This window comes from Neisseria sp. HMSC078C12, assembly GCF_001838065.1.
GTDB lineage: Bacteria > Pseudomonadota > Gammaproteobacteria > Burkholderiales > Neisseriaceae > Neisseria.
Map to the genome: position 1 here is coordinate 1 of NZ_KV835588.1, position 22,194 is coordinate 22,194.

Consider the following 22,194-nt stretch of genomic DNA (forward strand, 5'->3'; position numbering starts at 1 on the left):
CAGCAGCGAAGAACCGAACTATACGCCTACCAGCAAAACCCGTCAACACCTTTCGCAAAATTATTTTCGAAAATTTAATCACTCCCCTGTTTTAACAGGATTTTTATTTTTCTAAAAACACCTCAAATCTTCCCTATTCGCGTCCTATATTCAACCCGATTCAATACTAAGGCCGTCTGAAATTTTGGTTTCAGACGGCCTTTTGAATTTAACCTATGCTTTAATTTATATTGTTGACGCTTGTTTTTTGGTATGATGTTTCTTTGATTTTTATTTCAGCTTCGAGTTTTCTATGTCTGTCTATACCAGTGTTTCCGACGCTCAAATGCGCGATTTCTTGCTGCAATATGATTTGGGAGATTTTGTCTCTTTGCAGGGGATTGCGCAAGGAATTACTAACAGTAATTATTTTCTGACTACTTCAACCGGTCGTTATGTGCTGACCGTTTTTGAGGTTTTAAAATCAGAGGAACTGCCTTTCTTTTTAGAGCTAAACCAACACTTGAGCCAAAATGGCGTTGCCTGCGCCGCTCCGATTGCTCGTAAAGACGGTGGACTGCATTCTATTTTAGCCGGAAAACCTGCTTGCTTGGTAACTTGTTTGAATGGCTCCGATACCGGCTGGCCGACTGAGGCACAATGTTTCCACACTGGCGCGATGTTGGCCAAAATGCATTTAGCCGGCCAAGATTTTCCTTTAAAAATGAAAAATCCCCGTTATGATGGCTGGTGGCATGATGCCTGCACTCAGTTACTCCCGGTTTTAGATAGCGAAGATGCCAAACTGCTTCAAGCTGAAATTGCTGCTTTAGATGAAAATCTTGGAGAACATTTGCCTTCCGGTATTATCCATGCCGATTTATTTAAAGACAACGTACTGCTTAATGGAGATGAAGTTTCCGGCTTTATCGATTTCTATTATGCGTGCAATGGTAATTTCATGTACGACTTGGCCATTGCAGTTAACGACTGGGCGCGGACAGCCGATAATAAATTAGACCCTGCTCTTTATGATGCTTTTATCCATGGCTATGAAAGCGTGCGTCCTTTATCTGATGAAGAACGTGCATATTTCCCTACTGCACAAAGAGCCGGATGTATCCGTTTCTGGGTATCCCGCCTACTGGATTTCCATTTTCCTCAATCAGGTGAAATGACATTTATTAAAGATCCGAATGCATTTAGAGATCTGTTATTGAGTCTTAAATAATATATAGATAAAAGGCCGTCTGAAATTCAGATGGCCTTTTATCTAATGTCCTCCCCCACTGGAACCGTTAAATGGCGGCCTTGCCAGCCAAATAATGGGGATCATGCTGATGAATATGATGCTGCCTGCCAAGAAGATTTCATTTGAGCCAATAATAAAGCCTTGCTGGGAAATGGTACTATTTATCGCAGCCAGGGCTTGCTCTTTGCTCAGGCCATTGGCCATCATGCCTTGAATAGATTGGTTGCTGATTGAGGACAATGAATTAATATGTTCGGTCAGCTGAGTATGGTGCAAAGCTTCGCGCCGTTCCCACATGGTGCTGACAACGGATACTCCGACACCGCCCATAAAGACACGCAAGAAGTTAGACAGGCTACTGGCCGAGGCAATTTGGTTGCCTTTCATATGCGACAGCGTGATACTGGTCAAAGGCAGGAAGAACATGGCTACGCCTAAACCCTGCCAAAATTGCGGCCAAACGACGTTGCTCATATCCATACCGGCATAGAAATCGGTTCGCCAATGGAATGTGTAGGCAAACACCAAGAAGCTGGCACTGACAAACAGGCGCATATCGACGCGATTACCAAACTTACCGATAATCGGCGATAGAATAATCGGCAAAAAACCCACCGGCGCAGCAGCCAAACCGGCCCAAGTAGCGGTATAGCCGAGATTTGATTGCAACACCAAAGGCAGCAGGGTCAATGTGCCCATATAGACCATAAAGCCCAAGGATGTCGCAACAACGCCTATCGTGAAGTTTCTATTTTTAAACAATGACAAATCAACAATCGGGTATTTCTCGCCCAGCTCCCAAACAATAAAATAGGTCAGAAACACCAAAGCGGTAACGCCCAAAACGATAATCTCTCCCGAGGCAAACCAATCCAACTCTTTGCCTCTATCAAGCATCATTTGCAATGCGCCGATACCGACAATCATCAACACCAGCCCGACGTAATCAATCGGCGCCCTAATGATTTCGGTTTCCCTGTGTCTAAGCTGTTTCCAAGCGATGGAAGCGGATAAAACCCCGATTGGGATATTGATAAAGAAAATCCATCCCCAATGCCAGTTGTCCGAAATCCAACCGCCTAGAATCGGTCCCAATACAGGGGCAACAACGACAGTCATCGCCCACAAAGCCAATGCCAATGTTCGTTTTTCAGGCGGATAGGAAGCCATCAGAAGACTTTGGGACAAGGGAATCAAAGGCCCGGCGATAAAGCCTTGCAATACCCGGAAAAAAACCAAGGCTTGAAGATTATGCGCCATACCGCACAGCCATGACGTTACGACAAAACCAATCACGGCAGCAATAAAGATTTTAACCTCGCCAAACCGCTTGGCCAAAAAGCCGGTCAGAGGGACGGAAATGGCATTGGCTACGGCAAATGAGGTAATCACCCAAGTCCCCTGCGTGGTAGCCGCGCCTAAATCCCCTGCAATAACAGGCACGGCGACGTTGGCGATGGTGCTGTCCAAGACTTCCATAAATACGGCCAAGCTGAGCGCCAAAGTTGCCAACACCAGCTTAAACCCTTGTAACGGCGGATAATTCATATTTTTAAACTATAAGACAACCACCAAAGCGGTCGATTGAAGAGAATCAATATTTCAGACGGCCTGAGCCTTCAATAAAAGACCCAGGCCGTCTGAAAAGATTATTTTGCGTATTGCTCGAAGATTTTATCGACTAAAGCATCGGCGGCTTTCCAATCCACACTTTCCGTTTCCGGCAGCGCAGTATTTCGTTCTGCTTCGGCAGTCATGGCTTTACCGCTGCCCTTCTCGGCAACATCGACTTTAACAGTCATCGACAAACCGACACGGAGCGGATTTTTTTGCAATTCTTTGGCATCCAAACTGATGCGCACCGGCACGCGTTGCACGACTTTAATCCAGTTGCCCGTTGCATTTTGCGCCGGCAGCAATGAGAACGCACTGCCCGTACCGGCAGACAAGCCCATTACCTTGCCATGGTAAACCACTTTGCTACCGTACAAATCGGCTGTCATTTCAACAGGCTGGCCGATTTTCATTTTACGCAGTTGCGATTCTTTAAAGTTGGCATCCACCCACAATTCAGACAGAGGCACAACGGCCATCATCGGCGTACCTTGCGCGATACGTTGGCCGACTTGGACATTGCGTTTGGCAATTTGGCCACTGATTGGCGAACGGATTTGCGTACGTTGCAGATTCAGCCAAGCGTCTTTGATGTGACTGATGGCCGTCTGAACCGCCGGTTGTTGGCGCAGCGGAATATTGCTGCCCAATACTGCCTGAGCAGAAACTTCTTCCGCCTCAACCGCTTTCAATGCAGCCTGAGCCTGAACCACAGCGGCGCGGGCATGGCTGAGTTCTTCGCCGGAAACCGCTTCCGTACCCGCCAAAGATTCGCGGCGGCGCAAATCGGCTTGCGCACGGGCCAGATCGGCTTTACGCAACAATACTTGCGCTTTGGCTTTTGAATTGACCGCAGTTTGCTGCTTGTTTTGACGGATGGCCTGAATCAATTCATTTTGTGCGCGATCGTATGCCAGCTGAAAATCGCTGTCGTCCAAAGCCACCAAAACATCGCCTTTTTTCACGACATCGGTATCGTCATACATGACTTTGCGCACCGTGCCGTTCACCTGCGGGGTAATCATCACCAAATGACCGGCCACATAAGCATCTTCCGTTTCTTCTTCATGCTGCCAAAACAGGAAATACGCCAAAGCGACTCCTGCTGCCGCAATAAGGAATAGGAGTGTAACGATAACTAAATTGCGTTTGCGATGCGTTTTAGCGCCGGAAGCGGCTACTTCCGTTTCATTTTGGACATTATTTTTTTCTGATTGAGTATCCATAAGTCCCAACTTTAAATTCTGCACATGTGATAACGATATTATTGTCTTGTCGGGTAGCTGACTTATACCATCAGCCCCCAATACGCGCGTTTAACGCGCTAAAGGGTCATATTTTATAGTTACACTCTATTCATTACAATAATTTCTTCCGGTAGCAAATGTAAATAAGGTAAGCAAAAGGCCGTCTGAAATCACTTTCAGACGGCCTACCGTTTTAATCAAACGTTTATTTCTTATTTAATTTAAAGCCTCCGCCCAACTGGGCATTGAGGTTACTCCAAGCTGTCAGATATTCTGCATGGTATTGGACTGCCGACATTTTCGTACGCGCCGCTTCGTCTTGTTTTTGCAAGGCGGTCAAGCCGTTATCCAAGCCTGCACGAACACGTCCTTTCGCATTTTGCACAGATTTATCTGCAATATTGACCATCTTGCTCCAAGTATCTTGTCGGCTTTTCAGGCTTTGATAGTCCACGACGGCATCTGCCGCCGCACGCATGGCGTTCAAAACAGTTTGGTCGTACACGGCAACCTGCTCGTTATATTGGGCGCGTTTGCCCGCCAATTTGGACTGCAGCGCGCCGGAGGTGAACAATGGCAGATTCAAAGCCGGAACGATGCCCAACATACCGGATGTCCGTCCGCGAATCAGATTGAACGCATCAATATGCGTCATGCCTGCCAAAACTTTCAACTCAATATTCGGATAAAATTCTGCTTCGGTTGATTTGACGATATGCCATTTCTCTTCAAGCAAGGCTTTTTGTGCCGCGATATCGGGGCGGGCCGCCAGCAAGTCCGCTTCAATACGGCTAACCGGCAATGACGGCACAGCGGCCATTTTTTCCGGAACCTGTCCATTTAATGCACCCGGTACACGGCCGGTCAACACTGCCAGACTGTTGCGGATTTTCTCGTTTTTCTGAGTCCATGCCGATTTTTCAAGCTGCAATTGTTGTTGCGCCATTTCCAGAGCGTGCAATGCATCGGCAGGAGCCAGCTGCGCTTTAACGCGTTGTTGCATCAGTTTCAATGCTTTATCCGCCAACTCTATGCGCGTATCCAGCAGCGCCAGTTGTTCTGTCGCCATCTGCCACGCAAAATATTGGGCGGCAACGGCGTGAGCCAGCTCGGTGCGGATGTGCTGCGCCTCATAAACCGCAGCCCGGCTTTTTCCCAAAACGGCTTGAATCTGCTCTCGGTTTTTACCCCAAAAGTCAAAAACCAAGCTGCCTTGCAAGGCTGCGTTCGCCAAAACCAATGTATGGTCGGTATCGACCATACCGGCTTGAGGTTTGGGTGAAACATAAGCACCCAGACCTGTAACGCCCAAGCCGACTTGCGGTTTGTTTGCAGCCCCTACAACTCCCAGCTGCGCCTGAGCCTGCTCAAACCTTGCTTTGACGACACGCAGATTGGTAGATGTCTGAATGGCGGAAGCAATCAAATTGTTTAATTTTTTATCTTTCAGCTTCATCCACCAGCCGTCTTGGGCAGCAGCGGCAGATTGGCCTTGAGGCAGCGGATAGGCTGTTGTCTCATCCAAAGGCGACTGTTTGCCGAAAGGCGCACATGCCGCCAACAGCGAAACAGCGACAACGCATACGCTTGATTTGACCAAACCTAATTTCATACAGACTCCGTTTATGTGTGCCTGCCGCAGACCATCAGGCCGTCTGTTGTCAATTGCCCAAACGGTTCAACAGTTTACCCAACAGATGTTGCAGCGTATCATAATCCTCTTTCGTGAAATCTTCCCACGCCTGGCCGCTCTGACGGGCAATTTGCGGCCATACTTCGTGGATGAAGGTCTCACCCGAAGGGGTCAATTTTAGCACAATCTGACGACGGTCTTTCTGATTGATATAACGCTCTACCCAGCCGCGCTCAACCATGTCGTCCGACAGGCGTGTTGCACTGGTGCGCGTCAAGTCCATCAGATCGCTCAAGCGCGAAGGCAGGATTTCGCTGTTTGGGCTGACGTAAACCGCCATCAGGGAAAACCACAGGTTTTCATTGATGCCGAACGCTTTCAGGTTTTCATTCAAATGGCTGCTCAAACGTTCGGTTACAATGCGCAACATACGGGATACTTGGTTTTGCTGCTCGGGAAATTGAGGCAGGCGGGTAGAAAGCAAATGCATTGCATTGACTAATTCGGTTTGTGAAAAACTCATAAATTCCTTCTTTCTGAGTGAATTATTTTATCCGATACCAATCAGAATAAAATATGATGTAATAATTTACTTTAAGATACCAATTACTTACTTTAAGACGTTATACTAATTCAGATGATTATTTTAGTGTATGAAAATCTGATAATCGGTTACATGATCCTACTAAACGGATTTTTCTATGCCTAAATCATGAAAAATCGACCCTAAAAAAGGCCGTCTGAAACCTTGATTTCATCTTTCAGACGGCCTCGATGACAGATTAAAATAAGCTTTTCCATTTAAAACCGGATTCAAACCATGAACACTTCCGCCTTTTTCCCCCATATCACCCTTATCGGCGTCGGTTTAATCGGCGGTTCGTTCATGCTCGACCTCAAACGCTTGGGGCTGGTGCAAAGCGTTACCGGCATCGACACCAATGCCGACAACCTCAATTACGCGCTCGACTGCGGCATCATCGACCATGCCTACCCGAATATTTGCGCCGAAAGCATCGGCCATGCCGATTTGGTTTTGATTGCCACGCCGGTCTCCGTCCTGCCTGACGTATGCCGCGACATCAAGCCTTTCTTAAAAGAAACGGCCTGCGTTTCCGATGTCGGCAGCACCAAACAATCGGCACTCGATGCCTTCCGCACCCACTTGTCCGAGCGCCTGCCGCAATGTTTTGCCGCCCACCCAATTGCCGGTTCGGATCAAAGCGGCGCAAAATCCGCGCGTTGCGGTTTGTTTCAAAACAGCCGCCTTATCATTACGCTACACGGCCAAGAAGCTTCAGACGGCCTGAGACGGCTGAAAAGCCTGTGGCAGGCGGTTGGTTCACAGATTTTCACCATGAGCGCCGAAGAACACGACAATATTTTTGCCGCCGTTTCCCACTTGCCGCACTTGACCGCCTTTGCCTATGTCCACGCTTTGTTCGACCATCCGCACGGCAAAGACTATCTCCCCTATGCCGCCACCGGCTTTCGCGACTTTACCCGCATTGCTTCCAGCCATCCTGCCGTTTGGACAGACATCTGCATGGCCAACCGCCCTGCCCTGCTCAAACTGACCGGCAATTTGAAAGAACAATTATCCAAATTGGAACAACTCCTTTCAGACGGCAACAAAACCGAGCTTTACCGCTATTTTGAAGAAGCCGCACAAATGCGTAATGACTGGCTGAAAAACCGTTAAACCTGTTTTCAGACGGCCTGATGCCTTCTCGGCCAAACCTTCATCACAATAAAAAGGGCATCTGTTTAGATGCCCTTTTTTTGATTTCTTACGACTTTAACCAACGTTTCACTCAGTCTTTCAAACGGAACTCAGCCGCTCTGGCGTGCGCAGTCAAGCTTTCGCCATGCGCCAACACGCTGGCGGTTTTACCCAACTTCTGCGCGCCTTGTTCTGAAACCTGAATCAGACTGGAGCGTTTTTGGAAATCATATGTTCCCAAAGGAGAAGAGAAACGCGCTGTGCGGCTGGTCGGTAAAACGTGGTTGGGACCTGCGCAATAATCGCCCAGGCTTTCACTGGTATAGCGTCCCATGAAAATCGCGCCGGCATGGCGGATTTTTTTCGCCCACTCTTGCGGATTCTCAACCGACAGTTCCAAGTGTTCGGGAGAAATATAGTTGGCGATTTCGCAGGCTTCGTCCAAGTCTTTAGCCAAAATCATTGCGCCGCGGTTGCCCAATGAAGCTTCAATAATCGCCCGGCGCGGCATAGTTTCGATCAAGCGGTTCATGGCCGTCTGAACTTCGTCCAAATACGCTTGGGAAGTACCGATCAAAATCGCTTGTGCAATTTCATCGTGTTCCGCCTGACTGAACAAATCCATCGCCACCCAATCGACAGGCGTCGTGCCATCGGCAATCACCAAAATTTCAGACGGCCCTGCCACCATATCAATACCAACCACGCCGAACACGCGTCGCTTGGCCGCAGCGACAAAAGCATTGCCCGGACCGGTAATCTTATCGACTTGAGGCACCGATTCCGTACCATAGGCCAAAGCTGCAACCGCCTGCGCGCCGCCGACCGTAAACACTTTGGTCACACCGGCCACAAAAGCAGCCGCCAACACAATATCGTTGCGCTCGCCTTTCGGAGTGGGAACGACCATGATGATTTCTTTCACACCGGCAACGTGGGCAGGCATGGCGTTCATGATGACGGAACTCGGATACGCCGCTTTGCCGCCGGGGACGTAAATGCCGACGCGGTCAAGCGGCGTAATCTGTTGGCCCAAAAGCGTGCCGTCTTCGTCTTCGTAAGTCCACGACTCCATTTTTTGGTGTTTATGGTAGCTTTCCACCCGTCTCGCGGCCGTTTTCAAGGCCGTCTGAATGTTTTCAGGCAAACGCTCAAACGCCGACTGCAAATCGTCTTGCGTCAGGATTAAATCATCGATGGTTTGAGCGGATGTACCGTCAAAGCGGTTGGTGTATTCAATCAGCGCCGCATCGCCGCGTTTTTGAACATCGGCGCAGATATCGGCAACAATACGGTCGATTTCAGGATTTTGCGCGGTTTCAAAAGCAAGTAACGCTTTGAGTTCGGCTTGAAAATCAGGGGATTGAGTGTCGAGTTTCTTCATGGTTTGCTCTCTTCCTTGTTTCGTTCCTATTGTTTTCAGACGGCCTCAGCCACACACAGGCCGTCTGAACATTATCTTTTCATTTTTTCAAAAAACCTTTTTTCTGCAAAAACGCCAACATATGCGGCCGCACGGGATTGCCCAAGGTTTTAGCCAGCGATTCCTTCCAAGGTATCGGGCTGCCCTTGCGTAACTCATAATAATCCGCTACTGCCTGATTATAGGTTTCAACCGCATCGGCATTCAGGCTTGGACAGGCGTTTTCGGCGTACACCATTTCCTTCGGCAGGCGCGGTTTGAACGGCGGGTCTTGGTCGGGATAACCGAGGCAGAGCCCCACCAAAGGCACGCAATAATCCGGCAGGTTCAATACGTCCGACACTTTTTGCGCATTATTGCGCAATGCGCCAATATACACGCCGCCCAGCCCAAGCGATTCGGCGGCTAGCAAGACGTTTTGCGCCATAATGCCTGCATCGACCGCGCCAATCAGGGTGGCTTCCGCCCAATCAATTTGCGCCTCGGGAAACATCGCCTTGTGTTTGGAAAAATCGATGCAAAATAGTAAAAATTCCGCACAATGGACAATATAAGGTGCGCTTCCTGCCGCTTCATGTATCCCCTGCCTCAGCGCAAGGTCGGATACGCGGATGATGGAAACGCATTGCAGGTTGTTGGAAGTCGAAGCCTGCTGCCCGGCGCGCACCAGCGTATCGAGGATTTCATCGGTAATCTGTTCGGAAGTAAACCTGCGGATGGAGCGATGGGAAAGAATCGTATCGAGTGTCGGTTTACTTTGCATCATGACAGGGCTTTCAAACTGGGTTGGCAAACAGGTTTTACCAAAAACTTTTCAGACGGCCTTAGCAGCATTTTCAAATGCTTGAATAATCGGATTCAACAGCGCATATTTGGTTTTCAATGCCGCCTTGTTGACCACCAAGCGGCTGGAAATATCAGCCACATGTTCTACAGCTTCCAAACCATTGGCCTTCAACGTATTGCCGCTGGAAACCAAATCAACAATCGCGTCGCTCAAACCGACCAAAGGCGCAAGCTCCATCGAGCCGTACAGTTTGATGATGTCAACATGCACACCCTTGCCGGCAAAATGTTCAGCGGCGATGTCGGGATATTTGGTGGCAATCCGCAAGCGGCTGCCGGGTTGGGAAGCGGCGGCATAATCAAAACCTTTTTTAACCGCAACCATCATGCGGCATGAGGCGATGTGCAAATCCAAAGGTTGATACAAACCGTCTCCGCCATGCTCGATCAGCACGTCCTTACCGGCAATGCCGAAGTCCGCCGCACCATATTGCACATAAGTCGGCACATCGGTCGCGCGCACAATCACCAAACGGATGTTGTCATGATTGGTACCAATAATCAGTTTGCGCGATTTTTCCGGCTCTTCCGCAGGCACAATACCGGCGGCGGCCAACAGCGGCAGGGTTTCCTCAAAAATCCGTCCTTTGGATAAAGCAATCGTTAAAAGTGTGTCGGTCATTTTTTCTTTTCCTTTGCCGTATCAAAAGCAAGAAGGCCGTCTGAAATCCACAACCCATTTCAGACGGCCTCAACTACGGTTTTACAATAAAGTTTTCACATCGGCTGCAATCGTTTCAGGCTCGCTGCCGTAAGGCGAGAAAATCGCCACTTCACCGTTTTTATCAATCAAATATGCACCTGAAGAGTGGTCGACCAAATAGTTTTCGCTGTCTTCTTTTTGGTTCACTTTAGCCGATACCACGCGGTATTGCTGCTTGATGACTGGCAGGCTTTGATCGCCGGTGGCCGTCAGGCCGATAAAATCGGGGTTGAACTGTTTGGCGTATTTACCGATTACTTCAGGCGTATCGCGCTCAGGGTCGATGCTGACGAATACCACTTTCACGTCTTTAGCCTGATCGCCCAATTGTTTCAAAGTGTCGCTGTAAGTCAGCAACTCGGTCGGGCACACGTCAGGACAGTGGGTATAACCGAAAGACAGGATAACCACTTTGCCTTTCAAATCGCTCAGGCTGAAAGGTTTGCCGTCGCCATCGGTCAATGTAAAATCGCCGCCAATGTCTTCTTTGCGCATATCAGTACCACGCGCTTGCGCTTTGGCAGTAGATTCACCGGAAGCGGCCGGTGCGGCAGAAGCGGCAGGCGCCGAAGAAGCCTCTTTGGCTTCCTCTTTAGGCTGACAAGCAGCCAGGGTGGCCAACGCAATAGCACTGAGTAAGAAAGTTCGTGTAACGGAAAGCATAAATTTTCTCCAAAACCGTTTCAAATAAATAAGGCCAAACAACCACCCGGCCAGTCTAAAAACAAAACATCTTCATATTAACGCGTTTGACACATTAAAAGTAGCCCTTTTGTAGATAAATACCGTTTTTTTGTTTTAAAAACCTGCCTTCCATTTGGACAGGCATTAAACTCAAAAAGTTTAATTCATTAAAAATCAAATAAATATAAAAATAATTCAATTTTTTTTCAAATACCGCTTTACAAGATTCGAGAACTCGCTATAATGACGACTTCTTCGCTAGCCCAGGTGGCGAAATTGGTAGACGCAGGGGACTCAAAATCCCCCGCCGCAAGGTGTGTCGGTTCGAGTCCGACCCTGGGCACCAAATTTAAAAAACCTCTTGATTCAGTCAAGAGGTTTTTTGCTATTCTTCATTTGCAAAAACCTTCTCCTTACTCAAACTGTCAACAATCCATCCACACCAAGATCAATAAAACTGTTTTTTTATTTCTTTAAAATCAACCTTCAATCTATTTTCCTGTTTCAAATGTTAAAAGATGAAAGATTTTATCTTGATTGAACAGTCGGTTTGCGTTATCTTTTCTACTCTTTTTCACAAACTCTGTGTTCCTTTCCAATTGTTTGGACAGTCTGACTGTCGCCGTATTCCCTCAATGCGCGTACCCTAAATCGCTGCTTGGCGGAATTGCATTACAGGTGCTGTGGTGAGGCGGATTGTTCCTATTGGTTAGAAACCGCATAAAAGAGGTCAATATGCAATTATCAGGCGCACAAATCGTCGTGCAAAGTCTCAAAGCCGAAGGTGTTGAATACGTATTCGGCTATCCCGGTGGTGCGGTTATCGAAATCTACGATGCCATTTTCCAACTCAACAAATTCAAGCACATTCTGACCCGCCATGAGCAGGCAGCCGTACATGCGGCAGATGCCTATGCCCGCGTCAGCGGCAAAGTCGGTGTGGCCTTGGTAACTTCCGGTCCGGGCGTAACCAACGCATTGACCGGTATTGCCACTGCGTACAGCGATTCCATCCCCCTGGTCGTCATCAGCGGCCAAGTGGGCAATTCCCTCATCGGTACAGATGCGTTCCAAGAAGTGGATACGGTCGGCATTACCCGCCCTTGTGTTAAACACAACTTTTTGGTTACTAATATTGGCGAGCTGGCTGATACGATTAAAAAAGCCTTCCAAATTGCCGCCAGCGGCCGTCCGGGCCCCGTTGTCGTCGATATTCCTAAAGACGTAACCCAAGCGATGGCCAAATTCAGCTATCCGCAAGAAGACATCTTCATCCGCTCCTACCAACCGGTTGTACAAGGCCACATCGGCCAAATCAAAAAAGCCGTACAAATGCTGGCTTCTGCCAAACGCCCCATCGTTTACTTCGGCGGCGGCGTGGTATTGGGCAACGCCTCCGATGAACTGACCCAATTTGTCCGCATGACCGGCGTACCCTGTACCGGCACATTGATGGGTTTGGGCGCATACCCTTCCAGCGACCGCCAATTCTTGGGTATGTTGGGCATGCATGGCACTTACGAGGCCAATTTAGCGATGCAAAATGCAGACGTCGTTTTGGCAATCGGTGCGCGCTTTGACGACCGCGTGGTTTCCGTACCGTCAAAATTCTTGGACAAACCCAAAAAAATCATCCATATCGACATCGACCCGTCCAGCATTGCCAAACGCGTTAAAGTGGACATTCCGATTGTCGGCGACGTGAAAAACGTATTGACTGAAATGACTCATCTGTGGGGCAAACAAGAAACTGCGCCTTCAGCCGACTCATTGGACAAATGGTGGAAAACCATCGAAGAATGGCGTTCGCACAACTGCCTGTGGTTTGAAAACGACAGCGAAATCATTAAACCACAATACGTTGTTCAAAAACTGGCAGAAATTACCAAAAACTCAGCCATTATTACTTCCGACGTTGGCCAACACCAAATGTTTGCCGCTCAATATTATCCATTCGAGCGTCCCCGCCAATGGCTCAATTCCGGCGGCTTGGGTACGATGGGTGTAGGCCTGCCTTACGCCCTCGGTGCCAAACTGGCGGCTCCGGAACAAGACGTCTTCTGTATCACAGGCGAGGGCTCTATTCAAATGAATATCCAAGAGCTGTCCACCTGCTTCCAATATAATGTCCCCATCAATGTCGTTACATTGAACAATGGCTATTTGGGTATGGTTCGCCAATGGCAGGAGCTGTATTATGGCAACCGCGAATCGGAAACCTATTTCGATTCATTGCCCGACTTTGTCAAACTGGCCGAATCCTACGGCCATATCGGCATCCGTGTGGACAAAAAATCCGACGTCGAAGGCGCCCTGTTGGAAGCATTAAACCAAAAAGACCGTTTGGTATTCCTCGACTTTTTGACAGACAAGAAACAAAACGTACTGCCTATGGTCGGCAACGGCAAAGGTTTGGATGAAATGGTTCTGCCGCCGCATATGCGCGATATTGCAAAAGCGTAAGGAGAAAAAAATGCGACATATCTTATCTATTCTGATGGAAAACGAATCAGGTGCGATGAGCCGTGTGGTAGGTTTATTCTCCGCACGCGATTACAACATCGATTCCCTGGCCGTGGCCCCAACCGAAGACAAAACCTTGTCCCGTATGACCATTGTTACCCACGGCGACGAGCACGTTATCGAGCAAATCACCAAACAACTCAACAAATTGATTGAAGTTGTCAAAGTGGTTGACTTGAACGAAAGCCGTTTTGTCGAACGCGAACTGATGTTGGTAAAAGTCCGCGCCGTCGGCAAAGACCGCGACGAATTCCTGCGATTGACCGAAATCTACCGCGGCAGCGTTATTGACGTAACAGACCGCAGCTATACCATCGAAATCACAGGTTCTACCGAAAAACTCGACTCTTTCCTCGAAACAGTCGGTCGTGCTCAAATTTTGGAAACCGTACGTACAGGTGCAGCCGGCATCGGCCGCGGCGAGCGTATTTTGAAAATTTAACGCTGTATCGTTCAGACGGCCTGTTACTTTCAACCAAGGCCGTCTGAAAACAGCAGGAGACAAACATGTCAAGCATCCAAATCGTTGCATTAGTTACCGTCAAACCCGAATACACCGAGGTTCTGGCTGCCCAATTTAAAGAATTGGTCAAAGCCAGCCGTGCAGAAGAAGGCAACATCAGCTACGACCTGCACCAAGAAATCGGCAAACCCAACCGTTTCGTATTCGTAGAAAATTGGAAATCCCAAGCAGCTATTGACGAACACAATGCCAGCGAACATTTCCAAAACTTCGTCAAATCCATCGAAGGAAAAACCGAAGCATTGGAAATCGTCTTGATGAACCAAGTCCCCGCTTAACCCCTATTACTTTTAACTCAACCCGGATTGTCCGGAACCCTCTTACACTAAGGAAATAAAATGCAAGTTTATTACGATAAAGACGCTGACCTTTCTCTGATCAAAGGCAAAACCGTTGCCATCATCGGTTACGGCTCACAAGGTCACGCACACGCAGCAAACCTGAAAGACTCCGGCGTAAATGTCGTCATCGGTCTGCGCCAAGGCGGCTCTTGGAAAAAAGCCGAAGCAGCCGGCCACGACGTGCGCACCGTTGCCGAAGCAACCAAAGCAGCCGACGTTGTGATGATTCTGTTGCCTGACGAAAACCAACCTGTCGTATACAAAAACGAAATCGAGCCAAACTTGAAAGAAGGCGCAGTATTGGCATTCGCTCACGGCTTCAACGTACACTACAACCAAATCGTACCCCGCGCCGACCTCGACGTTATCATGGTTGCCCCTAAAGGCCCAGGCCACACCGTACGCAGCGAGTTCCTGAAAGGCGGCGGCGTACCTTCCCTGATCGCCGTTTACCAAGATAAAAGCGGCAAAGCACGCGACATCGCCCTGTCTTACGCCGCGGCCAACGGCGGCACCAAAGGCGGCGTAATCGAAACCAACTTCCGCGAAGAAACCGAAACCGACCTGTTCGGCGAACAAGCCGTATTGTGCGGCGGCGTGGTTGAATTGATCAAAACCGGCTTCGAAACCCTGACCGAAGCAGGCTATGCCCCAGAAATGGCCTACTTCGAATGCCTGCACGAAATGAAGCTCATTGTTGACCTGATTTACGAAGGCGGCATCGCCAACATGAACTACTCCATTTCCAACAATGCAGAGTACGGCGAATACGTGACCGGCGTCGAAGTCATCAATGACAAATCCCGCGAAGCCATGCGCAATGCCCTCAAACGCATCCAAACCGGCGAATACGCTAAAATGTTCATTCAAGAAGGTGCCGTCAACTATGCCAGCATGACAGCCCGCCGCCGTCTGACCGCTGATCACCAAATTGAAAAAATCGGCGCTCAACTGCGTTCTATGATGCCTTGGATTGCCAAAAACAAACTGGTTGACCAAGATAAAAACTAATCTGTCTTTCAATCAAATAAGACCTGCCCGAGCAATCAGGCAGGTTTTTTATATATTTGCAAACCCAATACACGATAAATTCCAATTACCAAGTCCGTCTGAAAACACGATAAACAATATTCACAACCAAATTTTATATCCCCCATATTTTATAGCCATCCTAAAATTCCCTTTTAGAAAAACACATTACAAAATAAACGACCGCCTTCTACTTCCACCCTGTCTGTAAAAAACAACGTTTCCCAGCAAAAATCACTCAAAACAAGAGGAAAATTTGTTTTCCTAAGCCATAACCTTTATATTATGGTCATGGAATCGTTGAAAGAGAACGATATCGCAATAAGAAGAACGAATACTCGTTTCTTCACACTTAAAAAAGGAAAACAGCAATGAAAAAATCACTGATTGCCCTGACTCTGGCGGCTCTGCCTGTTGCAGCTATGGCTGACGTAACTCTGTACGGCCAAATTAAAGCTGGCGTTGAAGTATCCAAAGTAAAATTGGGTGAACAAACTGCTGCTAAACTGGGTCACGATAAAAGCTCTAAAACTGCTACCGAAATCGCTGACTTCGGCTCACGTATCGGCTTCAAAGGCCACGAACACTTGGGTAACAACCTGAATGCCATCTGGCAAGTTGAACAAAACACTTCTATCGCCGGTGGCGACAAAGAGTGGGCTTCTCGCGAATCCTTCATCGGTTTGGAAGGTGGCTTCGGTAAAATTCGTGCCGGTAAACTGAACTCTACTGTTAAAGACTCTAGCGACAATGTTGACCAATGGGAAAGCAGCAACGGCGCTTTGAACATGTCTGTATTTACCCGTGTTGACGAACGTGCAGTTTCTGTACGTTACGACAGCCCTGTATTCTCAGGCTTCAGCGCAAGCGTACAATACACTCCACGCGACAATGCGAACTCTGATGACAAATACAAACACAAATATCCTTCTCATGACACTTACTACGCTGGCCTGAACTATGAAAATTCTGGTTTCTTCGGCCAATACGCTGGTGGTTTCCGTAAAAACTCTGTAGATACTAAAGACGGTCACGTACAACGTTTGGTAGCTGGTTACGATGCTAACAATCTGTTCGTGTCTGTAGCCGGTCAATATGCTAAAAACTGGGAGACTTTGGGTGACTATGCTCAAGCTCAGTCTAACGGCGTTGTAACTACCAAAATGCGTGAAGATAAAACTTCTCCAGTTAACGCTTCTAACGTAGTATTTGGCACTGCTGCTGGTTTGGATGGCAAAGGTGTTGAAACTGTTGAAGTTGCGGCTACTGCCGCTTACCGCGCTGGTAACGTAACTCCTCGCGTTTCTTACGCTCACGGCTTCAAAGCTAAAGTTGATGGTGAAAAACTGAAAGGCACTCAATACGATCAAGTCATCGTTGGTGCTGACTACGACTTCTCTAAACGCACTACTGCTTTGGTTTCTGCCGGCTGGTTGCGTGGTGCTGAGTCTGGCCCTCACAAAGTTGAAACCATCTCTGGTTTGGTTGGCCTGCGTCACAAATTCTAATCTTCGGGTTAGTATGAAAAAGAGCCTGTTTTATACAGGCTCTTTTTTATTCATATTCCCTACCCTCAACGAAAATTGATTTAAGCGTTGATATATAAAAAGGCCGTCTGAAACCAATTGGTTTCAGACGGCCTTTAGTCTATCTATCCTTATTGCCAAATTACAATAAGGTCAACAAACAAGCTTTATTTTTCATTCAAAATCTTACCGACAATCTCGCCTACATCTTTGGACAAACCTTCTTGTGCATTGATGCGTTGCAATTCTTTGATCATGACGGCTTTGCGGTTGGCTTCCAATTTGTTGCAGATATTGAAAGCCTGCACCAGTCGGGCGGCAACTTGTGGGTTAAAGCGGTCGATTTCCATCACTTTATCGGCTATAAAGCGGTAGCCGCTACCATCTTCTGCATGGAAATGCGGAATATTGCGGCTGAAGCTGATCAACAAAGAACGGGCCTTATTCGGGTTTTCGATGCTGAACTTAGGATGATTCAAGGCCGTCTGAACTTGCTGTAAAGTATCTTTGCGGCGGCTTGAAGCAATCAGGGCAAAGTATTTGTCCATTACTAAGGCATCATCGGCGAATTTATCGGCAAATTGCGTCAACAAGCGATCGCGGATTTCGCTTTCATTGCTGTTGATTGCGGATAAGATACCCCACTCGTGGGTCATATTTTGCGCCATTGCCTCGTAATTTTCCGCAACGTGTTCGATATGCGCTGCGTCAGCACGAAGGATAAATGCCCTGCAAGCATTGCGCAAGGTACGCCAGCCGGCCAATTCCGGGCTGTATTCATAACGAACAGCGGCATCAGCTTGGTTTTCTTGCTCGGCAGCCTGACGGTTCAGCTCGCGCCATTGTGGCAGGAACTTGACGGCAACGGCATTGAGCAAGGCTTCGCGCGCCTGATGAACTTGAATTGGGTCAATATTTTCTTCTTCCGCCCATACATCGGTTTCAGACGGCATTTGCAGCAAAATGGCTCGGAATGCCGGGTCGAAATCACCGGAGACCACCAAAGCCAAAGCGTCCATCAATGCTTTGTGTTCAGGCAAAGGACGGCCTTCTGCCAATGCCTGACGATTGGCGTTAATGGCGCGATGGTACAAGGTTTGAGCAGCTTCCCAGCGTGCAAACTCATTTTCATCTGCCGCCAGCAAAGTGGCCAATTCTTGCTCGCTGTATGGATAGTTCAGGGTAACCGGTGCAGAGAAATCACGCAGCAGAGACGGGATAACCGGCTCATTGACGCCGCCCAATACAAAAGTCTGCTCGGCTTCAGTCAATACCAAAACCGCCTCTTTCACCCGTTTGCCTTGATATTCAAACTCAACCGCCTTGCCTTTTTCATTTAGCAAACCGGTTTTGACCGGAATCATCATCGGCTGTTTGTCCGCCATATCGGGCGTGGCAGGAATGGTTTGTTTGATGGTCAATTCAAATGCACCATCTTTCAGACGGCCTTGAGCATCTAAAACCGGCGTACCGGCTTGGCTGTACCACAAAGCAAACTGATCAAGATTGATGCCGTTTGCGTCTGCCATTGCGGCACGGAAATCATCACAGGTTACCGCCTGACCGTCGTGGCGTTGGAAATACAGCTTCATGCCTTTTTGGAAGCCCTCTTCTCCGAGCAAGGTGTGATACATGCGCACGACTTCCGCCCCTTTTTCATAGACGGTCATGGTGTAGAAGTTGTTCATCTCTTCATAGCTGGCCGGGCGGACAGGATGCGCAGTCGGACCCGCATCTTCAGGGAATTGGAACAAGCGCAGCATGCGGACATTGTCGATACGGCGCACCACGCGGCTGGCTCGATCGCCGGAAAACTCTTGATCACGGAATACGGTCAAGCCTTCTTTCAGCGACAATTGGAACCAATCGCGGCAGGTCACGCGGTTGCCCGTCCAGTTGTGGAAATATTCGTGGCCGACCACAGATTCAATGCCTTCAAAGTCGGTATCGGTTGCGGTACGGCTGTTGGCCAGCACGAACTTGGTGTTGAAAATATTCAAACCTTTGTTTTCCATCGCACCCATATTGAAATCGCCCACGGCAACGACCATGAAAATATCCAAGTCGTATTCCAAGCCGAAGCGCGTTTCGTCCCATTTCATCGCATTTTTCAACGATTCCACGGCAAAACCGACTTTAGGTTTGTCTGTCTCAGTAGTGTAGAACTCGATTTTGACCTTACGGCCGCTCATGGTCGTAAAATAATCTTCCGTTACCGCTAAATCGCCTGCCACCAAAGCAAAGAGATAGCTCGGCTTGGCAAACGGGTCTTCCCATTTCACCCAATGACGGCCGTCTGAAAACTCGCCGCCATCGATTTTATTGCCGTTAGACAGCAACACCGGATAGCGTTTTTTGTCTGCAACGATCGTGGTGGTAAATTTAGACATGACATCCGGACGGTCGATGTAGAAGGTAATTTTGCGGAAACCTTCCGGTTCGCATTGGGTAAACAGGTTGCCGCCGGAAGCATACAGACCCATCAGAGATTTGTTCTCAGCCGGCAGTATTTCAGTTTCCACTTCCAACGTGAAGTTTTCAGACGGCACGCCGGCAATCGTCAGTTTTTCGTCTTCCAACACATAATCTACAGCCTGGCCGTTTACTTTCACGGACAGCAGTTTTGCCGAACCATCCAATACCAATGGCTCCCCTGCTCTTTCAGGTTGAACGGTCAGACTGGATTTGACGATGGTTTGCGGTTCTAAAATATCGAAATGCAGGTCGGTTTTCAGAATACGGTACGCTGGCGCGGCGTAGTCTTTCAAATAATGGACGGTTTTGCTCATTTGTTCTCTTTCAGAGTCATGCGGTAAATAGATGAAGCATATCGTTTCATATAGCCTAAATTCAAGTGTTTTCAGAAAAAAGGCCGTCTGAAACCTAAAATTTCAGACGGCCTCCCTATTCAGGCAGCAAATCTAGTTGCCTGTCATTGCCAACTTACCACTGATACAGCGCACCGGCACCGACACCGACATGACCGTCGGTATTGGCCGAGAAGTTGCCTTTGACAATCCAGTTGCCGCCGTCGCTCATCGCAGACACGCCGATGGCCATAGCAGACTGACCGCCGTAGTAGCCGCTGCCGACACCGATACCGGTCGCACCCGGACGGGTTACTTGCGGAATCGAGCCTTGGGCAATGGCACCGGCCACACCTGCGTAGGCTTTCTTACCTACTTGGTTGATGTTGTTCTGCAACTCGGTACCCAAACCAATCAACTGGTTCACGTTTGCCGCGTCTGTACCGTCTTTACCCGGAGCCACATTGGTAATGCGTTGGCCGCCGTTGTTCAGACCGACAGGAGACAATTTGACTTGGTTGTTCGGATTGTTTTCAGTCGGTGCAGCGATGGTTACGCCGTCGTTGTTGACCACGGTATTGCCTGCGGTCAGACCGTCTTTGTTCATCACAGTATCGCCTGCTTTGAAAGTATCGGCATTCACGGTCTTCACGCTAATCTCGTCAGCCAACTTCAGCTGAGCGCCACCGGTAACGGTTTCGCTGATGATGTTGCTGTCGCCTTTGACGTTGATGGTGTCGCCCAACGCGTAGTTGTTGCTGCCGGTCGTACCACCGAAGTTAATGCCTTTGGCGATCGTCGTAGCATTGTTGACCACGTTTTGGTTGGTTGCGTACAACTGGCTACCGTTGACGGCATCTTTGCTGTTTGCATTGAGGTCGCCATCCGCTACGTTGGTTACTTTGTTGCCCGCATTATCCAAGCCGTCTTTCGTCAGGTTTACCTTGCCTGCTTTCAAGCCGTCTTTATTCAATGCAACATCGTCACCCACTTTCACACCATCAGTATTGACTGCGGTATCGCCGGCTTTCACGCTGTCAACATCCAAGTCTTTATCGGTTGCCACCTCGTAAACAGTTTGACCCTTGTCGCCTGTTTTCTGAGTGACAACGATGTTCTTACCTTGAACGACTTCGGTCTTAGATGCAGCGGCAGCTTGTTTCAGTTGGGAAACATTGACTGCATCGGTGTCATCCGTACCGGCTGAAACGTTGGTAATCTTATTGCCGCCATTGTTCAAGCCAGCTTTGGTCAGATTCACATCGCCTGCTTTCAAGCCGTCTTTGTTCAATGCAACATCGTCACCGACTTTCACACCGTCATTATTCATCACGGTATCGCCTGCGGTAACGCTGTCGACTTTCAGGTTTTTATCGGTCGCCACTTTGTAAATGGTTTGGCCATTGGCGCCTACATCCTGAGTAACAACAATGTTATCGCCTTGAACGACTTCAGTCTTAGCCGCAGCCGCAGCTTTGTTCAACTGAGCAACATTCACCGCATCAGTATCATCGGTACCGGCTGCAACATTGGTAATCTTGTTACCGCCGTTGTTCAAGCCGGCTTTAGTCAGGTTGACATCGCCAACTTTCACGCCGTCAGTATTGACTGTGGTATCGCCGGCTTTGACGCTGTCAACTGCCAAGTCTTTAGCCAATTTGACTTCCAACTTATCAGAGCCATTCGCTACAACGCCGATATTGCCGTCTGAAAGTTTGGCTGCATCGGTTTGACCGCCAACAATATTCAGCTTTGTACCCGGTTTGCGTTCAACGTCTTTGCCGCTGTCGCCGCCGAAAGTCAAAGGCAGATTGGCAGTTGCATTGACGGCTTTGATCGCATCGTGGATGTTGTTCTCACCCGTACCGCCAATATCGGTCATGCTGATGTTGCCGCCGTTATTGGCCGCATTGCCACCCAATACATTCACCAACTGATCTTGGGCTGCATTCAGCTGCTCTTCGGTCGCCGCACGTTTGCCTTGGGCAAAATCGCTGCCACCCAAAGTCGTATTGCTCAAGCCGCTGACTTCGCCTTTGTCGCCATCGATTTTCACCGGAGCCGCTTGACCGACATTCAACACATCGGCCAGTTTCAGCTGCGCACCACCGGCTACGGTTTCGCTGATGATGTTGCTGTCGCCTTTGACATTGATGGTGTCGCCCAATGCGTAGTTGTTGCTGCCGGTGGTACCGCCGAAGTTAATGCCTTTGGCGATATTGGCGGCGTTGTTGGCGACGTTTTGGTTGGTCGCAAACAGTTGGCTGCCGTTAACGGCGTCTTTGCTGTTGGCATTGAGGTCGCCGTCAGCTACGTTGGTAATCTTGTTACCGGCGTTGTT

At 48.7% G+C, this 22,194-nt stretch carries 17 protein-coding genes and 1 tRNA gene; 8 read left to right on the forward strand and 10 right to left on the reverse strand.

What is annotated here, in order from left to right:
* Positions 1-292: 292 nt before the first annotated feature.
* A complete protein-coding gene (gene thrB, locus HMPREF2596_RS03205) occupies positions 293-1,210 on the forward strand; it encodes a homoserine kinase (RefSeq protein ID WP_049323758.1) in 918 nt (305 codons plus the stop codon).
* Between the two features lie 42 nt (positions 1,211-1,252).
* Here thrB and HMPREF2596_RS03210 read toward each other — a convergent pair whose 3' ends face one another.
* From HMPREF2596_RS03210 to HMPREF2596_RS03225, 4 genes are all read right to left on the reverse strand, one after another.
* Positions 1,253-2,779, reverse strand: coding sequence for a DHA2 family efflux MFS transporter permease subunit (locus HMPREF2596_RS03210; protein ID WP_070838709.1), 1,527 nt, complete (start codon positions 2,777-2,779; stop codon positions 1,253-1,255).
* 101 nt (positions 2,780-2,880) lie between these two features.
* Positions 2,881-4,071 (reverse strand): HlyD/EmrA/EmrK family protein, encoded by a 1,191-nt coding sequence (locus tag HMPREF2596_RS03215; protein WP_070849610.1) that lies wholly within the window; start codon positions 4,069-4,071, stop codon positions 2,881-2,883.
* A gap of 226 nt (positions 4,072-4,297) precedes the next feature.
* Complete coding sequence (locus tag HMPREF2596_RS03220) at positions 4,298-5,704, reverse strand: efflux transporter outer membrane subunit (RefSeq protein WP_070849612.1); 1,407 nt, start codon at positions 5,702-5,704, stop codon at positions 4,298-4,300.
* A 49-nt stretch (positions 5,705-5,753) separates the two neighbouring features.
* Entirely contained in the window at positions 5,754-6,248 is a 495-nt protein-coding gene (locus HMPREF2596_RS03225; RefSeq protein WP_003748495.1) for a MarR family transcriptional regulator, read from the reverse strand.
* Between the two features lie 297 nt (positions 6,249-6,545).
* On the opposite strand from HMPREF2596_RS03225, the gene HMPREF2596_RS03230 reads away from it, so the two are divergent.
* Entirely contained in the window at positions 6,546-7,427 is an 882-nt protein-coding gene (locus tag HMPREF2596_RS03230; protein ID WP_070849614.1) for a prephenate dehydrogenase, read from the forward strand.
* A gap of 112 nt (positions 7,428-7,539) precedes the next feature.
* On the opposite strand, the gene hisD is transcribed toward HMPREF2596_RS03230, so the two are convergent.
* The 4 genes from hisD to HMPREF2596_RS03250 all read right to left on the reverse strand — a co-directional run bounded on the left by hisD (position 7,540) and on the right by HMPREF2596_RS03250 (position 11,083).
* Positions 7,540-8,832, reverse strand: coding sequence for a histidinol dehydrogenase (hisD, locus tag HMPREF2596_RS03235; protein ID WP_070849615.1), 1,293 nt, complete (start codon positions 8,830-8,832; stop codon positions 7,540-7,542).
* Positions 8,833-8,911: 79 nt separating this feature from the next.
* Positions 8,912-9,637: an oxygen-insensitive NADPH nitroreductase gene (nfsA, locus tag HMPREF2596_RS03240; protein ID WP_070849617.1), complete on the reverse strand. Its 726-nt coding sequence runs from the start codon at positions 9,635-9,637 to the stop codon at positions 8,912-8,914.
* A 48-nt stretch (positions 9,638-9,685) separates the two neighbouring features.
* On the reverse strand, positions 9,686-10,339 hold the full coding sequence (gene hisG / locus HMPREF2596_RS03245) for an ATP phosphoribosyltransferase (protein WP_003748485.1): 654 nt from the start codon (positions 10,337-10,339) through the stop codon (positions 9,686-9,688).
* Between the two features lie 81 nt (positions 10,340-10,420).
* Positions 10,421-11,083 (reverse strand): SCO family protein, encoded by a 663-nt coding sequence (locus HMPREF2596_RS03250; RefSeq protein WP_049349096.1) that lies wholly within the window; start codon positions 11,081-11,083, stop codon positions 10,421-10,423.
* A 282-nt stretch (positions 11,084-11,365) separates the two neighbouring features.
* Between HMPREF2596_RS03250 and HMPREF2596_RS03255 the strand changes: the two genes are divergently transcribed.
* The 6 genes from HMPREF2596_RS03255 to porB all read left to right on the forward strand — a co-directional run bounded on the left by HMPREF2596_RS03255 (position 11,366) and on the right by porB (position 17,028).
* Positions 11,366-11,450: transfer RNA gene (locus HMPREF2596_RS03255), tRNA-Leu, on the forward strand.
* Positions 11,451-11,839: 389 nt separating this feature from the next.
* On the forward strand, positions 11,840-13,567 hold the full coding sequence (gene ilvB / locus HMPREF2596_RS03260; protein WP_070838723.1) for a biosynthetic-type acetolactate synthase large subunit: 1,728 nt from the start codon (positions 11,840-11,842) through the stop codon (positions 13,565-13,567).
* 10 nt (positions 13,568-13,577) lie between these two features.
* Entirely contained in the window at positions 13,578-14,069 is a 492-nt protein-coding gene (ilvN, locus tag HMPREF2596_RS03265) for an acetolactate synthase small subunit (RefSeq protein WP_003748480.1), read from the forward strand.
* Between the two features lie 65 nt (positions 14,070-14,134).
* A complete protein-coding gene (locus tag HMPREF2596_RS03270) occupies positions 14,135-14,428 on the forward strand; it encodes a putative quinol monooxygenase (protein WP_003748478.1) in 294 nt (97 codons plus the stop codon).
* Positions 14,429-14,488: 60 nt separating this feature from the next.
* Positions 14,489-15,502 carry a ketol-acid reductoisomerase gene (gene ilvC, locus HMPREF2596_RS03275; protein WP_070849619.1) on the forward strand — a complete coding sequence of 338 codons (1,014 nt, stop codon included), beginning with the start codon at positions 14,489-14,491 and terminating at the stop codon, positions 15,500-15,502.
* A gap of 389 nt (positions 15,503-15,891) precedes the next feature.
* Complete coding sequence (gene porB / locus HMPREF2596_RS03280) at positions 15,892-17,028, forward strand: trimeric porin PorB (RefSeq protein WP_070849620.1); 1,137 nt, start codon at positions 15,892-15,894, stop codon at positions 17,026-17,028.
* Between the two features lie 185 nt (positions 17,029-17,213).
* Here porB and pepN read toward each other — a convergent pair whose 3' ends face one another.
* Together pepN and HMPREF2596_RS03290 are read right to left on the reverse strand one after the other, a co-directional pair.
* Positions 17,214-19,835: an aminopeptidase N gene (gene pepN, locus HMPREF2596_RS03285; protein WP_070849622.1), complete on the reverse strand. Its 2,622-nt coding sequence runs from the start codon at positions 19,833-19,835 to the stop codon at positions 17,214-17,216.
* 154 nt (positions 19,836-19,989) lie between these two features.
* A partial coding sequence (locus HMPREF2596_RS03290) for a YadA family autotransporter adhesin (protein ID WP_210401060.1) occupies positions 19,990-22,194 on the reverse strand: 2,205 nt, incomplete at its 5' end.

Coding starts and splice junctions, on each gene's coding strand:
- HMPREF2596_RS03220 (WP_070849612.1), bottom strand. CDS start 5,704: ATGAAATTAGGTTTGGTCAAATCAAGCGTATGCGTTGTCGCTGTTTCG.
- pepN (WP_070849622.1), bottom strand. CDS start 19,835: ATGAGCAAAACCGTCCATTATTTGAAAGACTACGCCGCGCCAGCGTAC.
- HMPREF2596_RS03210 (WP_070838709.1), bottom strand. CDS start 2,779: ATGAATTATCCGCCGTTACAAGGGTTTAAGCTGGTGTTGGCAACTTTG.
- hisG (WP_003748485.1), bottom strand. CDS start 10,339: ATGACCGACACACTTTTAACGATTGCTTTATCCAAAGGACGGATTTTT.
- nfsA (WP_070849617.1), bottom strand. CDS start 9,637: ATGATGCAAAGTAAACCGACACTCGATACGATTCTTTCCCATCGCTCC.
- HMPREF2596_RS03250 (WP_049349096.1), bottom strand. CDS start 11,083: ATGCTTTCCGTTACACGAACTTTCTTACTCAGTGCTATTGCGTTGGCC.
- hisD (WP_070849615.1), bottom strand. CDS start 8,832: ATGAAGAAACTCGACACTCAATCCCCTGATTTTCAAGCCGAACTCAAA.
- thrB (WP_049323758.1), top strand. CDS start 293: ATGTCTGTCTATACCAGTGTTTCCGACGCTCAAATGCGCGATTTCTTG.
- HMPREF2596_RS03225 (WP_003748495.1), bottom strand. CDS start 6,248: ATGAGTTTTTCACAAACCGAATTAGTCAATGCAATGCATTTGCTTTCT.
- HMPREF2596_RS03270 (WP_003748478.1), top strand. CDS start 14,135: ATGTCAAGCATCCAAATCGTTGCATTAGTTACCGTCAAACCCGAATAC.
- HMPREF2596_RS03230 (WP_070849614.1), top strand. CDS start 6,546: ATGAACACTTCCGCCTTTTTCCCCCATATCACCCTTATCGGCGTCGGT.
- ilvB (WP_070838723.1), top strand. CDS start 11,840: ATGCAATTATCAGGCGCACAAATCGTCGTGCAAAGTCTCAAAGCCGAA.
- HMPREF2596_RS03215 (WP_070849610.1), bottom strand. CDS start 4,071: ATGGATACTCAATCAGAAAAAAATAATGTCCAAAATGAAACGGAAGTA.
- ilvN (WP_003748480.1), top strand. CDS start 13,578: ATGCGACATATCTTATCTATTCTGATGGAAAACGAATCAGGTGCGATG.
- ilvC (WP_070849619.1), top strand. CDS start 14,489: ATGCAAGTTTATTACGATAAAGACGCTGACCTTTCTCTGATCAAAGGC.
- porB (WP_070849620.1), top strand. CDS start 15,892: ATGAAAAAATCACTGATTGCCCTGACTCTGGCGGCTCTGCCTGTTGCA.